This is a genomic window from Ensifer sp. B1-9 (assembly GCF_050474445.1).
GTDB lineage: Bacteria > Pseudomonadota > Alphaproteobacteria > Rhizobiales > Rhizobiaceae > Ensifer.
In genome coordinates this window covers 412,766-424,090 of the sequence record NZ_JBCHVG010000005.1, presented here as the reverse complement: position 1 = coordinate 424,090, position 11,325 = coordinate 412,766, and the positions used below count along the sequence as shown (strand labels likewise).

Sequence of the window (11,325 nt, the reverse complement as noted above, 5' to 3'; positions counted from 1 at the left end):
TCAACATCAACTCCTTCGACCAATGGGGCGTCGAGCTCGGCAAGGAGCTGGCAACCGGCCTGCTGCCGGTCGTCGAAGGCAAGGAGAGTGCCGCCGGCCACGATTCTTCGACCGCGGGTCTGGTGGCAGCCCTGCTGAAGGCCGCTCGCTAAGGCGCAGTTCCAAGCGGTTCCACCCGGAACCGCACTTCAAATAATGAGGCCCGGGGCGCACATCGCGCCTCGGGCCTCATCATATGATGCAGGCCGGCACCAGCTCTTTTTCGGAAAAGCGAACAGATATGGCACGCCACCAAACTCACAATTGACGAGAATTACTTATTGTATTACGATAAAAATACAAGCAAAACGATAAAGGAATTTTCATGACGGACTCCGCCGAGAGGCTGCGGAAGCTCAGCCGCTTCATGAAGCTCATGATCCTATTGGGTGGTGCGGTGTTCTGTTCGGCCGTCGTCTATATGCATTGGCAGATCTTTTTCGACCGACAGGGTTTCGAGCAGGGCATTCGCGATATCGTCTTCCCCCGCGTGGGGGCGATTACCCTTTCCTACCGCGCCATCGCCACGGTCATCTTCCTGACTGCCATCAACAATGCGCTCGTTATTGCCGGCCTCGCCTTCGCCTGGCAGCTTTTCGACAGTTTCCAGCGCGGCGAGATTCTCTCCGGCCGCAATGGCGTGCTGTTGCGGCGGGTGGGGCTGACCGCGCTTGCGGGAGCCCTATGCCTGACGGTCAGCAACGGCATCGGCATCCTGGCAGTCACCTACGACAACCCGGGCGCCACGGGACATGCGGTGATCTTCGACATCAATGGCGGCACGATGATCGTGCTGCTGATGGCCGGCCTGGTCGTCGGCCTTGGCCACGTCGTCGTCATCGCTTCGGGGGTCGAAGCGGAGAACAGGAGCTTCGTCTAGCGCATGCCGATCGTCGTCAATCTCGATGTCATGCTGGCGAAACGGAAGGTCCGCTCACGCGACCTCGCCGAACAGGTGGGGATCACCGAGCAGAACATCTCGCTGCTGAAATCGGGCAAGGTGAAAGGCGTGCGCTTCGATACGCTGGAAAAGATCTGCGCCGCGCTCGGCTGCCAGCCGGGCGATATCCTGGAGTATCGCCCGGACCCGGAAGAATAAGAAAGCTCAGAGACCGATTTCGTGCTTCCACGGCGGATTTGCGCCGGCGCGCGAGACGGTGACCGCAGCTGCCTTGGCGCCGAGCGCCAGCGCGTTACGGACCGCGGTTTCGCCGAGAGCGGCAACGTCGGCCTTGGTCAGGAGACCGCTGAGCTTCAGCGACGCCAGCACGCCGGCATCGAAGGTATCGCCGGCACCGACCGTGTCGACCACCGTCACCTTTTCGCCGGCAACCTCGACCTTGTGGCGCGCCGTATAGCCGACGGCGCCGTCGGCACCCTTGGTGATCAGCACCAGCTTCGGCCCGCGCTTCAGCCATTCGGCAGCGAGGTCGTCGTGGGTCCCTTCCATGCCGAACCAGGCGAGATCCTCGTCGGAGAACTTGATGATATCGGACATCGCCGCCATGCGGTTCATGCGCGCCAGATGGGCGTCCCTGTCCTTGATGAAACCGGGACGGATGTTCGGGTCGAAGGAGATCACCCGCTTTTCGTGCTCGCGCGTCATCAGCGCCTCGTAGGTCGAGCCGCAGGGCTCGGGGATCAGGCTGATCGCGCCGAAGTGCAGCGCCTCGCAGAAATCGCCCAGCGCCGGCAGGTGCTCGCGCGTGATCATCCGGCCGGCGGTGTTCTCGTCGAAGAAGGCATAGCTGGCGTGGCCGTCGACCAGCTTGACGAAGGCGAGCGTCGTGTGCAGCGAGAGCGTCGCACAGGGACCGAAATCGACATTCGCCGCCTTCAACGTCTCGCGCAGGATATCGCCGAACATGTCGTCGGAAAGGCCGGTGAAGAAACCGGTGGGAATACCGAGGCGACCGAGCGCGATGGCCGTATTGAAGATCGCGCCGCCGGCATAGGGCGCAAAGGCGCTCTCGCCCGCGGTCGTGTCCCGCGGCAACATGTCGATCAGCGCTTCACCGCAACATACGATCATCGGCTTTTCCTCCTCAATGACACTTCAATCGATTTAAAAAGAGTAGCTCAGGCGTTGCGAGGCCCCGGCGGCACCGGGGCCTCGTCGAATTTTACGCCAGCGCGCTCACGCCGCCGTTGCGGCCCGACCAGGCGAGCGGCGCATTGAGGAAAGCCTCGACCTCACTCAGCGTCTTCTCGTCGAACAGCGCCTGCTCGCGGGCGACCGCAAGGACGTTGCGCCAGGTGGCGATCCAATGCAGGTCGACGCCCTTGCCCTTCATCTCGCCGACCGCCTCCGGGAAGATGTCGTAGTAGAACAGCGCAATGCCGTGGTCGACGATGCCGCCGGCGGCGCGAATGGCATCGATGAACTTGAACATCGACCCGCCGGCCGTCGTCAGGTCCTCGATGACGAGCACGCGCGCGCCTTCCGGCATATGGCCTTCGATCTGGGCGTTGCGGCCGTGGCCCTTCGGCGCCTTGCGGACGTAGATCATCGGCAGGCCGAGGCGCTCGGCAAGCATGGCGGCAAAGGGAATGCCAGCGGTTTCGCCACCAGCGACCACGTCGAACTTCTCGAAACCGGCCTCGCGCAGGATGGTCGCTGCGGCAAAGTCCATCACCGCCGAACGGATGCGCGGGTAGGAGATAAGCTTGCGGCAGTCGATATAGACGGGGCTCGCCATGCCGGACGAGAGCTTGTAGGGCTCATCGGCGCGGAAGTGTACGGCCTTGATCTCCCAGAGCATCTTGGCGACCAGCTCGGCCATTACGGCCTTGTCGGTGAACGCGTTAGAAAACATCAAACTCTCCTTCAAAACTAAAGCGATCAGACGACGGCCCAATGGAGCGGGAACATCGGATCGAACACGGTAACCAGACCGGCGCCGGTCTCGATCTTCTTGGGATAGGTGACGGCTTCAGCCTGCTTGCGCAGCGTGATCGTCTCGTCGTTGACCGGCAGGCCATACCAGGCAGGACCGTTCAGCGAGGCAAAGGCTTCGAGCTTGTCGAGCGCGCCCTCCTCCTCGAACACATGCGCCAGGCAGCTCATGGTGTTGATCGAGGTGTAGATGCCGGCACAGCCGCAGGCGCATTCCTTCAACGGATCGACATGCGGTGCCGAGTCGGTGCCGAGGAAGAAGCGCTTGTCGCCGGAAACCGCGGCGGCGCGCAGTGCCAGGCGGTGGTTCTCGCGCTTGGCGACCGGCAGGCAGTAGTAGTGCGGCTTGATCCCGCCGACGAGGATGGCGTTGCGGTTGATGATCAGGTGATGGGTGGTAATCGAGCCGGCAAGGTTCGCCCTGGAGGCCTTGATGTAATCGATGCCGTCCTTGGTGGTGACGTGTTCCATCGTCACCTTCAGCTCCGGCAGCCGCTTGCGCAAGGGATCGAGCACGGTCTCGATGAACACGGCCTCGCGGTCGAAGATGTCGACATCGGACGTCGTGACCTCGCCATGCACGCAGAGCGGCAGGCCGATCTTCGCCATGCGCTCCAGCACCGGCATCGCCTTGTCGATGTTGCGAACGCCGCTGTGCGAGTTCGTCGTGGCGCCGGCGGGGTAGAGCTTGACCGCCTTGACGAGGCCGCTCGTGTGGCCGGCCTCGACGTCGTCAGGATCCGTGCCTTCGGTGAGATAGAGCGTCATCAGCGGCTCGAACCGGTCGCCCGCGGGAAGCGCGGCCAGGATGCGCTCGCGATAGGCTGCGGCATCCGCGGCCGTCACGACTGGCGGCACCAGGTTGGGCATGATGATCGCGCGGGCGAAATGGCGGCTGGTATCGGCGATGACGCCCTTCAGCATGTCGCCGTCGCGCAGGTGAAGGTGCCAATCATCCGGGCGGCGGATAACGAGGTCTTGCATGGTCAGCGTTCTCCTAGGTCAGAGCAGGCGCGGACGGAAAACGCCGCTCCAGGCTCGCGCCCGATCCACGCGCGCAGCTTTGCAGCCGGCAGGTGCGGGTCGCGGGCGGTTACTCATGTGGTGGAACCGCGTCTCGATATCACCAATGCGCCCGGAAACACAATCCGCAATCCGACCATCGCTCAGAAATCCGTCAGCACCAGATCGGCAGGCCGCTGACGGTCGACCACGCGATGCGCGTTCGGGATGTCGTTGCCGAGGGCTTTGCGCTTCGCCGCCCCCTCGTCATAGCCGTGATCGTACCACCGCTTCAAAAGCCGCCGCTCCAGTTCCTCGATGCCGGGATTGATGAAGATCGAGAAATCGAAGGCATTTTCGAGCCGGTTCCAGGGCGCCTCGTCGAGCAGCAGATAATTGCCCTCCACCAAGATGATGCGCGTCTCCGGCGCCACAATGCGGGCGGAAGCGATCGCGATCTCGCGCGAGCGGTCGAAGACCGGAACGAGCACTTCGCCGTCATTGGCGCGGACCGCCGCAATCGTCGACAGGAAGGCCCTGACATCGAAGGTCTCCGGCGCTCCCTTGCGGGCGAGCAGGCCCTTTTCCTCCAGAACGGCATTGTCCATGTGGAAGCCGTCCATCGGCAGCACCGCCGCCTTCTCGCCGCCGGCGACCAGGGTCTCGGCCAGCGCGTCCGAAAGCGTCGACTTGCCGGCACCGGGCGGGCCGGCAATGGCGACGACGAAACGGGCGGCGCCGGCCGCCCGTTTCAGGATTTCGTTTGCGATCGGCTGGACGTTCATGCCGCAAGCGCCTCGCGCGGCGGCTCCTTCGCCCCCGTCATGAAGGCGACCGCATCCGACATCGTATGCTCCTTCGGATTGATGACGCAGAGCCGCTTGCCAAGGCGGTGGACATGGATGCGGTCGGCCACTTCGAACACATGCGGCATGTTGTGCGAAATCAGCACGATCGGCAGGCCGCGGGCGCGCACGTCGAGGATCAGTTCCAGCACCCGCCGGCTTTCCTTGACGCCGAGCGCTGCGGTCGGCTCGTCCATGATCACCACCTTGGACCCGAAGGCGGCGGCGCGGGCAACGGCAACGCCCTGGCGCTGGCCACCGGACAGCGTTTCCACCGCCTGGTTGATGTTCTGGATGGTCATCAGCCCGAGCTCGGAGAGCTTTGCCCGCGCCATCTTTTCCATCGCCGAACGGTCGAGCGTGCGAAACAGCTTGCCCATGATGCCGGGTTTGCGGATCTCGCGGCCGAGGAACATGTTGTCGGCGATCGACAGCGCCGGCGACAGCGCCAGGTTCTGGTAGACCGTCTCGATGCCGGCGGCGCGCGCATCCATCGGCGAGCGGAAGTTGATCGGCTGCCCCTCGAGCTTGATCTCGCCCTCGTCGGGCGTGATCGCACCGGAGATCGCCTTGATCATCGAGGACTTGCCGGCGCCGTTGTCGCCGATCACGGCGAGGATCTCGCCGGGATAGAGGTCGAAGTCGGCATGGTCGAGGGCGGTGACGCGACCGTAGCGCTTGACGAGGCCGCGGGCGGTGAGAATGGGTTCCTGTGTCATCAGGCAGCTACCTTTCTGATCCACTGGTCGATGGCGACGGCCGAGATGATCAACACGCCGGTGAGGAAGACCTTCCATTGCGGGTCGGCGCCCAGCATGTTGAGGCCCATGGAAACGACGCCGACGATCATTGCGCCGATCAGGGTGCCGAGGATCGAGCCTCGGCCGCCGAAGAGCGAGATGCCGCCGATCACCGCTGCGGTGATGGCCTGGAGGTTGTAGTCGGTGACTGCGGCAGACGGCGAGATCGAGCCGTTGCGGCCGATGGAGACCCAGGCGGCGAGCGCGGCGATGAGGCCGGCCAGCGTATAGGCGCTCAAGAGCACGCGGCTGGTGCGGATACCCGAGAGTTTCGCCGCTTCCGGATCGTCGCCGACGGCGTAGAGGTGGCGGCCCCAGGCGGTATGGTTCAAGGCGTACCAGAGGCCGAAGACGAGGGCGACCATGGTGATGACGCCGAGCGTCAGCACCGCGGAGCCAACCTTGAAGCTGACCCCGAAGACATGCAGCATCTGGGTAACGGCGGCGACGTCGGCCTCGCGGATCGTCTCGTTCGCCGAATAGATGAAGTTCGTCGACATGATCACGTACCAGGTGCCGAGCGTGACGATGAAGGGCGGCAGCTTGAGACGCGAGACGAGGAAGCCGTTCAGGAAGCCGCAGGCGCTGCCGACGCCGAGGCCAATCAGGATCGCGAGCGGTGCCGGAAGCCCGTAGGTCACCGCACAATTGCCCATGATGACGGCCGAAAGCACCATGATCACGCCGATCGAAAGATCGATGCCGGCCGTCAGGATCACCAGGGTCTGCGCCGCACCGAGGATGCCGACGATGGCGATCTGCTGGAGGATGAGGGTCAGCGTGTAGGACGAGAAGAACTTCCCGCCGATCGCAATACCGAAGATCAGGATCGCAGCGACCAGCACGATGAACGGCACGGCGGCCGGGGTCGAATGCAGGAAATGCTGGATTTTCTGGATCGCGGTCTTGTCATGCGTGTCGAATGACGCGACCTGCGTCGAACTGTTGACCAGGACTTTTTCGAATTCCTGGGATGGCTGTGCGGCTGTGTTGGGCTCGCCCATGGACCTTCCTCCCGTGAACCCCGCTCCCAAGGGGTTGAGATCAAAGTATTACAGCGACTTTTCACGCATCCGAACCGGCGCGTGGCGCTGTGGCGCGTGGCCCGCCCATCAACGTCGCGGGCATTTGCACGCTCGCAAGAAGCTGCGCGGTTTTTATCGCCTTGTCAAAGACATCGGCGCTTATGCGAAGGGCGGCCGGGGCCGCCCTTCCGTTGCTGGCTCATGCGTCCGAAGAGCGGAGGCAATCAGCCCCAGCACTTCTCCGTGCCGACCTTGGTGTCGATCGATTCGACGCCGGCAGCCGGCTTGTCGGTAACAAGCGAAACGCCGGTGTCGAAGAAGTCCTTGCCTGGGGTCGGCTTCGGCTTCTCGCCGGTATCGGCGAACTTCTTGATCGCCTCGATGCCGAGTGCGGCCATCATCAGCGGGTACTGCTGCGAGGTGGCGCCGATGACGCCTTCTGCGACCGACTTGACGCCCGGGCAACCGCCGTCGACCGAGACGATCAGCACGTCCTTTTCCTTGCCGACGGCCTTCAGCGCCTGGTAGGCGCCAACGGCGGCCGGCTCGTTGATCGTGTGGATCACGTTGATGTCGGGATCCTTCTGCAGAAGGTTTTCCATCGCCTTGCGGCCGCCTTCTTCGTTGCCGTTGGTGACGTCATGACCGACGATGCGCGGATCGTCTTCGTCGCCGATCTTGTTCGGATCCTTCGGGTCGATGCCGAAGCCCATCATGAAGCCCTGGTCGCGCAGAACGTCGACTGTCGGCTGCGACGGCGTCAGGTCGAGGAAGCCGACCTTGGCGGACTTCGCACCGTCACCCATGGTGGCAGCGGCCCACTGGCCGATCAGCTTGCCGGCGAGCAGGTTGTCGGTGGCAAAGGTGGCATCGGCGGCGGTCGCCGGATCCAAGGGCGTGTCGAGCGCGATCACCAGAAGACCGGCGTCCTGCGCCTTCTTCACCTGATCGACGATCGCCTTGGTGTCGGAAGCGGCAATCAGGATGCCCTTGGCGCCGTCGGCGATGCAGGATTCGATCGCAGCCACCTGGCTGTCATGGTCGCCGTCGATCTTGCCGGCATAGGCCTTCAGCGTCACGCCGAGTTCCTTGGCCTTGGCGGTCGCGCCTTCCTTCATCTTGACGAAGAAAGGGTTGGTGTCGGTCTTGGTAATCAGGCAGGCGCTGACATCGGCAGCCTTGGCCGGCGCAGCGAAGACGACGCCGAGCGACAGCGCGCCGAAGGCAGCGGAAAGAATGGTCTTCTTCATGAAATCCTCCCAAGGATTGAAAAATCGTGCCGGCGGACCGGCCCAGGCCTCGCCGACGCAGCATTCTCCTCCGCTGCAATTGGCGCTTCCGAGACAAAAACAAACACTAAATTTCCGGGGTGTCAATAAATAAATCAAATTGAATTATTATTTCAATGTGCCATTCTTGCGATGCCGACGACACGCCGCCCCGGGATCGGAGCGTCAGGCAAATTGACAGGGGCGCGACAAGCGGAAACAACAGACCTGCGCCAAGCGGGCACCAGAGCGTGATGAGGAAAAGTGTTTACGGTTTTCCGCTCGCACCTCGCTCTAACATATGAAAATCGATGCCAACGGGAGGAGACGGTGGCATGTCACTGACAGACGGTCCCGATCGGGGACCGACGCAACCTGAGGTCATCGACCCGAGTGGTGGTGCCAATCAAACGCGCGTACGCGCTTACAACGAGCGCCTGGTCATGTCGCTGGTCAGGCGTCACGGCGGCCTCTCCAAAGCCGACATTGCCCGGCGTTCCGGTCTTTCGGCGCAGACCGTTTCGGTGATCATGCGCGCCCTTGAAAGCGATGGCCTGCTGATCAAGGGCGACCCCGTGCGCGGCAAGGTCGGACAACCCTCGACGCCGATGCGCCTCAATCCCGACGCGGTCTTTTCCTTCGGCGTAAAGATCGGCCGGCGCAGCGCCGATCTCGTGCTGATGGATTTCGTCGGCACCATCCGGCTGCAGCTGCACCATGTGCACCCCTATCCGTTGCCGGGCGATCTCGTCGACTTCATCATTTCAGGCATGACGAAGCTTGAACAGCAGCTCAACCCCGACCAGCGCAAGCGAATTGCCGGCATCGGAATTGCGACACCCTTCGAGCTCTGGAACTGGGCGGAGGAAGTTGGGGCGCCGCGCGAAGAAATGAACAAGTGGCGCGATGTCGATTTGCAGGCAGCGGTCGCGGCGCGCACGACTTATCCGGTCTTCCTGCAGAACGACGGTACCAGCGCCTGTGGCGCCGAACTCGCCTTCGGCGTCGGCGCCAGCTATCCGGATTTCGTCTATTTCTACATCGGCTCGTTCATCGGTGGCGGCGTCGTCCTCAACTCCGCACTCTTTTCCGGACGCACCGGCACCGCCGGTGCCGTGGGCCCGCTACCGGTCTCGGGCAAGGACGGCAAGACCATTCAGCTCCTCAAGATCGCCTCGGTCTTCGTACTCGAGAACCTGCTGCGCGAACGCGGCATCGATCCGCGACCGCTCTGGTACTCGGCCGACGACTGGATCGACTTCGGCGAGCCGCTCGACATCTGGATCGACGACTGCGGCGCAGCACTTGCCCAGGCGGTCGTCTCCGCCGTCTCGATCGTCGACTTCTCCGCCGTCGTCATCGACGGCGGCTTCCCGCCCTGGGTCCGGACCCGGTTACTCACCGCCACGCGCAAGGCACTCCACGAGCTCGACCTCCAGGGCGTGACCATTCCGGAACTGGTGGAAGGCCTGGTCGGCAGCCACGCCCGCGCCATTGGCGGCGCCAGCCTGCCACTTTTCGCCCGTTACCTGCTCGACACCAACGTCCTCTTCAAGGAGCTCGGCTGATGCTGAAAGGACTAAACCCGATCCTCAGTCCCGAACTGCTCGCGACACTCCGGGCCATGGGGCACGGCGATGAAATCGCGCTGGTCGACGGCAACTATCCGGGCCAGGAACATGCGCGCCGGCTGGTCCGCCTCGACGGGCACCCGCTGATCCCGGTGCTCGACGCGATCCTCAGCGTGCTGCCGATCGACGATTTCGTGCCGGAGGCAATCTTCCGCGCCACGGTCAAGCAGGACAAGGACGCGCTCGATCCGGTGCACCGCGAGATCATCGAATGCTGCGGCCGACACGAGCCGGACCGCCAGGTCGTTCCCCTGCTCGGCGCGGATTTCTATCCGCGAGTCAGGGCGGCGCATACGGTGGTCCAGACCAGCGAGCCCCGTCTTTACGGCAACGTCATCCTGCGCAAGGGCGTGATCTACCCCTGAAACGCGAAAAGCCCGCCGGCGACCGACGGGCTTTCTGTGATTGCGGTAATGCTTCGCTATCAGGCGCCGCGCTTGTCGATCGACAGAGCGCCGGGGCCGAAGGCGGCGAGCACGAGGAAACCGCCGGCGATCGCGATGTTCTTCATCATCATCAGGCCGTTGAAGACGGTCAGCAGGCCATTGGCTTCCGGCGGGAAGTTCGGGATGTTGATCCCGCCGCTGTGGAAGGCGAAAGCCGTGACCAGGCTGAACGCTGCCAGGAGATAGGCAGCAATCTTCGTCTGGAAGCCGACGAGCACGGCAAGACCGGAGACCAGTTCGAAGAGACCGGCAAGGTAGGCGAGTACGGTCGGTGCCGGCCAGCCGGCACCGGTGATCATCTGGGCCGTGCCCGACGGGTCCATCAGCTTGCTGAAACCGGACGTGATGAACATGATAGAGAGCAGGACGCGTCCGACGAGGACGACAACATTCTGAGGCATGCGAGGCTCCTGTGAGAAACGGGTGTTGGCAACAGAAGTATCAGCATTTTCAAATTCATCTAGCCGCTTCGCGGGCGACAGATCGTTCACGAAAATGAAACGATCGGCCGGCATCGTCAACCTTCGAGCTCGACGTTCTCTCGTTTTATCCGCGGACGAACTTGGAACTACATAGTCGCCGTATCGTTCTTTTCTATTGCAAGGACGAAGCGGCTGGGCGAAGAATTTCGGCGCGGCAGGGGACGCCGCGCGCGGGGTCATGTCATGAACGAAATCAACCGGAGCCCGACATTCTGGCGCTCGTTTCCGATCTTTGAAGAGTTCGACAAGAACACCATTGCCGAGCTCGCCGACATCGCGACCTACAGGAAGTGGCCGGCCGGCACGGTCATCTTCCAGCGGGGCGACGAAGGCAACTACATGATCGTCGTCATCTCCGGACGCATCAAGCTTTCGCTGATCACCCCACAGGGCCGCGAGCTGATGCTGCGCCAGCACGAAGCCGGCGCGATCTTTGGCGAGATGGCGGTGCTTGATGGCCAAACACGCTCCGCCGATGCCACGGCGATGACCGCTTCCGAGGGCTACGTGATCGGCAAGAAGGCCTTTCTCGATATCGTCACCAATCGGCCGGAGGCAGCAGAGGCCGTCATCCGCTTCCTCTGCGCGCAATTGCGCGACACGACGGAGCGGCTGGAGACCATCGCGCTCTACGATCTCAATGCCCGCGTCGCGCGTTTCTTTCTCGCGACGCTTCGACAGATCCACGGCAACGAATTGCCGGAAAGCGCCAATCTCCGGCTGACCATGAGCCAGACGGACATTGCCGGTGTGCTTGGGGCGAGCCGGCCGAAGGTCAACCGCGCCATCCAATGGCTGGAGGAGAGCGGCGCAATCAAGCGGAGCGACGGCATCATCGCCTGCAAAGTCGGCCGCCTGCAGAGCATTGCCGATCCGGAGGAGGACTAGACC

General features: G+C 63.1%; 14 protein-coding genes. 6 read left to right on the top strand and 8 right to left on the bottom strand.

Going from position 1 to position 11,325, the window contains the following annotated elements; translation table 11 throughout:
* The 3 genes from ACQ5BM_RS12010 to ACQ5BM_RS12000 form a co-directional block, all read left to right on the top strand.
* Positions 1–152 (top strand): hypothetical protein (locus ACQ5BM_RS12010; RefSeq protein WP_429811173.1); only part of this gene is annotated, 152 nt, incomplete at its 5' end.
* Between the two features lie 212 nt (positions 153–364).
* Positions 365–919 carry a DUF2975 domain-containing protein gene (locus ACQ5BM_RS12005; RefSeq protein ID WP_429811143.1) on the top strand — a complete coding sequence of 185 codons (555 nt, stop codon included), beginning with the start codon at positions 365–367 and terminating at the stop codon, positions 917–919.
* A 3-nt stretch (positions 920–922) separates the two neighbouring features.
* Entirely contained in the window at positions 923–1,138 is a 216-nt protein-coding gene (locus ACQ5BM_RS12000; protein ID WP_429811142.1) for a helix-turn-helix domain-containing protein, read from the top strand.
* Positions 1,139–1,144: 6 nt separating this feature from the next.
* On the opposite strand, the gene ACQ5BM_RS11995 is transcribed toward ACQ5BM_RS12000, so the two are convergent.
* The 7 genes from ACQ5BM_RS11995 to ACQ5BM_RS11965 all read right to left on the bottom strand — a co-directional run bounded on the left by ACQ5BM_RS11995 (position 1,145) and on the right by ACQ5BM_RS11965 (position 7,857).
* The gene (locus ACQ5BM_RS11995) at positions 1,145–2,071 is read right to left on the bottom strand and encodes a carbohydrate kinase family protein (protein ID WP_429811140.1); all 927 of its coding nucleotides are present in this window, start codon (positions 2,069–2,071) and stop codon (positions 1,145–1,147) included.
* 91 nt (positions 2,072–2,162) lie between these two features.
* Complete coding sequence (locus ACQ5BM_RS11990) at positions 2,163–2,855, bottom strand: orotate phosphoribosyltransferase (RefSeq protein ID WP_429811138.1); 693 nt, start codon at positions 2,853–2,855, stop codon at positions 2,163–2,165.
* 26 nt (positions 2,856–2,881) lie between these two features.
* Positions 2,882–3,919 carry a dihydroorotase gene (pyrC, locus tag ACQ5BM_RS11985; RefSeq protein WP_429811136.1) on the bottom strand — a complete coding sequence of 346 codons (1,038 nt, stop codon included), beginning with the start codon at positions 3,917–3,919 and terminating at the stop codon, positions 2,882–2,884.
* 182 nt (positions 3,920–4,101) lie between these two features.
* Positions 4,102–4,722 (bottom strand): nucleoside triphosphate hydrolase, encoded by a 621-nt coding sequence (locus ACQ5BM_RS11980; protein ID WP_429811134.1) that lies wholly within the window; start codon positions 4,720–4,722, stop codon positions 4,102–4,104.
* The gene (locus ACQ5BM_RS11975; protein WP_429811132.1) at positions 4,719–5,501 is read right to left on the bottom strand and encodes an ATP-binding cassette domain-containing protein; all 783 of its coding nucleotides are present in this window, start codon (positions 5,499–5,501) and stop codon (positions 4,719–4,721) included. The genes ACQ5BM_RS11980 and ACQ5BM_RS11975 overlap by 4 nt, the downstream gene beginning before the upstream one ends.
* The gene (locus ACQ5BM_RS11970) at positions 5,501–6,586 is read right to left on the bottom strand and encodes an ABC transporter permease (protein ID WP_429811130.1); all 1,086 of its coding nucleotides are present in this window, start codon (positions 6,584–6,586) and stop codon (positions 5,501–5,503) included. Before ACQ5BM_RS11970 ends, ACQ5BM_RS11975 begins: the two co-directional genes overlap by 1 nt.
* Before the next feature lie 245 nt (positions 6,587–6,831).
* The gene (locus ACQ5BM_RS11965) at positions 6,832–7,857 is read right to left on the bottom strand and encodes a sugar ABC transporter substrate-binding protein (protein WP_429811128.1); all 1,026 of its coding nucleotides are present in this window, start codon (positions 7,855–7,857) and stop codon (positions 6,832–6,834) included.
* Positions 7,858–8,210: 353 nt separating this feature from the next.
* On the opposite strand from ACQ5BM_RS11965, the gene ACQ5BM_RS11960 reads away from it, so the two are divergent.
* Both ACQ5BM_RS11960 and ACQ5BM_RS11955 read left to right on the top strand, forming a co-directional pair.
* Complete coding sequence (locus ACQ5BM_RS11960) at positions 8,211–9,443, top strand: ROK family transcriptional regulator (protein ID WP_429811126.1); 1,233 nt, start codon at positions 8,211–8,213, stop codon at positions 9,441–9,443.
* Positions 9,443–9,871 (top strand): RbsD/FucU family protein, encoded by a 429-nt coding sequence (locus ACQ5BM_RS11955; RefSeq protein WP_429811124.1) that lies wholly within the window; start codon positions 9,443–9,445, stop codon positions 9,869–9,871. The genes ACQ5BM_RS11960 and ACQ5BM_RS11955 overlap by 1 nt, the downstream gene beginning before the upstream one ends.
* Positions 9,872–9,930: 59 nt before the next feature.
* On the opposite strand, the gene ACQ5BM_RS11950 is transcribed toward ACQ5BM_RS11955, so the two are convergent.
* A complete protein-coding gene (locus ACQ5BM_RS11950) occupies positions 9,931–10,353 on the bottom strand; it encodes a DoxX family protein (RefSeq protein WP_429811122.1) in 423 nt (140 codons plus the stop codon).
* Positions 10,354–10,617: 264 nt separating this feature from the next.
* Between ACQ5BM_RS11950 and ACQ5BM_RS11945 the strand changes: the two genes are divergently transcribed.
* Entirely contained in the window at positions 10,618–11,322 is a 705-nt protein-coding gene (locus tag ACQ5BM_RS11945) for a Crp/Fnr family transcriptional regulator (protein ID WP_429811120.1), read from the top strand.
* Positions 11,323–11,325: the final 3 nt, after the last annotated feature.

Bases quoted from the DNA above. Each gene is read 5' to 3' on its own strand.
- ACQ5BM_RS12005 (WP_429811143.1), top strand. From the start codon at position 365: ATGACGGACTCCGCCGAGAGGCTGCGGAAGCTCAGCCGCTTCATGAAG.
- ACQ5BM_RS12000 (WP_429811142.1), top strand. From the start codon at position 923: ATGCCGATCGTCGTCAATCTCGATGTCATGCTGGCGAAACGGAAGGTC.
- ACQ5BM_RS11995 (WP_429811140.1), bottom strand. From the start codon at position 2,071: ATGATCGTATGTTGCGGTGAAGCGCTGATCGACATGTTGCCGCGGGAC.
- ACQ5BM_RS11990 (WP_429811138.1), bottom strand. From the start codon at position 2,855: ATGTTTTCTAACGCGTTCACCGACAAGGCCGTAATGGCCGAGCTGGTC.
- pyrC (WP_429811136.1), bottom strand. From the start codon at position 3,919: ATGCAAGACCTCGTTATCCGCCGCCCGGATGATTGGCACCTTCACCTG.
- ACQ5BM_RS11980 (WP_429811134.1), bottom strand. From the start codon at position 4,722: ATGAACGTCCAGCCGATCGCAAACGAAATCCTGAAACGGGCGGCCGGC.
- ACQ5BM_RS11975 (WP_429811132.1), bottom strand. From the start codon at position 5,501: ATGACACAGGAACCCATTCTCACCGCCCGCGGCCTCGTCAAGCGCTAC.
- ACQ5BM_RS11970 (WP_429811130.1), bottom strand. From the start codon at position 6,586: ATGGGCGAGCCCAACACAGCCGCACAGCCATCCCAGGAATTCGAAAAA.
- ACQ5BM_RS11965 (WP_429811128.1), bottom strand. From the start codon at position 7,857: ATGAAGAAGACCATTCTTTCCGCTGCCTTCGGCGCGCTGTCGCTCGGC.
- ACQ5BM_RS11960 (WP_429811126.1), top strand. From the start codon at position 8,211: ATGTCACTGACAGACGGTCCCGATCGGGGACCGACGCAACCTGAGGTC.
- ACQ5BM_RS11955 (WP_429811124.1), top strand. From the start codon at position 9,443: ATGCTGAAAGGACTAAACCCGATCCTCAGTCCCGAACTGCTCGCGACA.
- ACQ5BM_RS11950 (WP_429811122.1), bottom strand. From the start codon at position 10,353: ATGCCTCAGAATGTTGTCGTCCTCGTCGGACGCGTCCTGCTCTCTATC.
- ACQ5BM_RS11945 (WP_429811120.1), top strand. From the start codon at position 10,618: ATGAACGAAATCAACCGGAGCCCGACATTCTGGCGCTCGTTTCCGATC.